Annotated in this window: 3 protein-coding genes; all 3 read right to left on the reverse strand. The window is 71.0% G+C overall.

Going from position 1 to position 1,939, the window contains the following annotated elements; genetic code table 11:
• A partial coding sequence (locus tag AOK24_RS37025) for a Clp protease N-terminal domain-containing protein (protein ID WP_055724332.1) occupies window positions 1–487 on the reverse strand: 487 nt, incomplete at its 3' end.
• Entirely contained in the window at window positions 487–696 is a 210-nt protein-coding gene (locus AOK24_RS37030) for an RNA polymerase sigma factor sigma-70 region 4 domain-containing protein (protein WP_055724333.1), read from the reverse strand. The genes AOK24_RS37030 and AOK24_RS37025, both read right to left, overlap by 1 nt.
• A 113-nt stretch (window positions 697–809) precedes the next feature.
• A complete protein-coding gene (locus AOK24_RS37035) occupies window positions 810–1,775 on the reverse strand; it encodes a zinc-binding dehydrogenase (RefSeq protein ID WP_055724334.1) in 966 nt (321 codons plus the stop codon).
• Window positions 1,776–1,939 lie beyond the last annotated feature (164 nt).

The raw sequence follows: 1,939 nt of genomic DNA on the forward strand, positions 1-1,939 counted from the left end.
CCTCCCCGGCCGCCCCCGGCAGAACAGTCACCGCCAGCAGGATGTGCTCGTCCCCGATGTGCCGGTCCCGATGGGCGACGGCGATGCGCAGCGACCGTTCCAGCACGTCCTTGGCCTCCCGCCCGAAGGAGCGCCGCCCGCTCCACCACCCCTTGTCCCGGACGTCCCCGGACAGCGCCCCCACCCCGTGCGCCTCCTCCACCCGGGCCACGATCTCGGTGACGTCGATCCCGAGTCCGGCGAGCGCGTCGGACTCGGCGCGGGAGAGGCCGGCCCGGCGGCGGGCGTCGGCGAGTTCCTCCCGTACGGAGTCGCGCCAGCGTTCGGCGCCGAGGGAGGTCAGCGCGAAGGAGCCCCGGCTGCCCTCCCGGTCGAGGAGGGCGAGCAGCAGATGGTCGACGCCGACGGTCCGCCCGCCCGCCCCTTCGCAGTGGTCGACGGCGCCGCGCACCACGTCACGGGCGTCCTTGGTGAAGCGTTCGAACATCACTGCCTCCCGTATTTCTTGTGCACGGCCTGCCTGCTGACGCCGAGTTCCGTGGCGATCTCCTGCCACGACCACCCTTGTACCCGCGCGCTGCGCACCTGCACGGCCTCCAACTGCTCCAGCAGCCTGCGCAGGGCGGCGACGGCGCGCAGCCCGACCCTGGGGTCACGATCCCCGGCGCGCGCCGCGAGATCCGTAGCTTCGGTCATGCGCGTCAACTTACATTGACACTCGCGCCCTCGTCAACCAAAGTTGACACCATCGGCACGGAAAAGGGGCGGGCCCACCGGGACCCGCCCCTCACCATCACCTCACCGACCCGTCACCCTTGGGTCAGCACGATCTTCCCGAACTGCTCCCCCGACGCCAGCCGCTCGAACCCCTCCCGCGCCCGGTCCAACGGCAGTTCCTCGTCGATCACCGGCCGTACGCCCGTAGCGGCGCAGAAGGAGAGCAGGTCCTCCAGTTCGTCCTTGGTCCCCATGGTCGACCCCACGATCTTCAGCTCCAGGAAGAAGATCCGGGTCAGTTCGGCGTGCGAGGGCCGGTCCCCGCTGGTGGCGCCCGAGATGACGAGCGTCCCCCCGGGCCGCAGCGACTTCACGGAGTGCGACCAGGTCGCGGCCCCCACGGTCTCGATCACGGCGTCGACCCGCTGCGGCAGCCGGGCGCCGGGCTCGACGGCTTCGACGGCCCCCAGCTCGACAGCGCGCTTCCGCTTGGCCTCGTCCCGGCTGGTCGCGAACACCCGCAGCCCGGCCGCCTTCCCGAGCACGATCGCCGCGGTCGCGACCCCGCCCCCGGCGCCCTGCACGAGCACCGAATCCCCGGGCCGCACCCCGGCGTTGGTGAACAGCATCCGGTACGCGGTGAGCCAGGCGGTGGGCAGACAAGCGGCCTCGGCGAAGGACAGCTCCTTCGGCTTCGGCAGCAAGTTCCAGGTGGGTACGGCGACTTGCTCGGCGAACGTCCCCTGATACCGCTCGGTGAGGATCGACCGGGGCTCCCGGGGCCCCACCCCGTGCCCGGTCTGCCCGATGACGGAGTGCACGACGACTTCGTTCCCGTCCGCGTCCACCCCGGCGGCATCGCACCCCAGAATCATCGGCAACTTGTCCTCACCCAGCCCGACCCCCCGCAAGGACCACAGGTCATGGTGGTTGAGCGAGGCGGCCCGCACATCCACGACACTCCACCCGGGCGGCACCACAGGAGCCGGCCGCTCCCCCAACTCCAGCCCGGCGAGCGGCTGATCACGATCGATGCGGGCGGCGTAGGCAGCAAACATGGGTTAGACGATAGGGAGAAAGGAAGGGAAGCGACACAGGGCAGGAATGTGACACGCGCCTACGGCGGAGGGTGACGCATACAACTGGCGCGAGGCTAACGCCCTCAGGGGCGCGGGGCTGTATCGCATATGCGGCTACCGCCGCGTGAGCGCGACCAGCCACA

Origin of the sequence: Streptomyces niveiscabiei (assembly GCF_001419795.1) — a bacterium.
Lineage (GTDB): Bacteria > Actinomycetota > Actinomycetes > Streptomycetales > Streptomycetaceae > Streptomyces > Streptomyces niveiscabiei.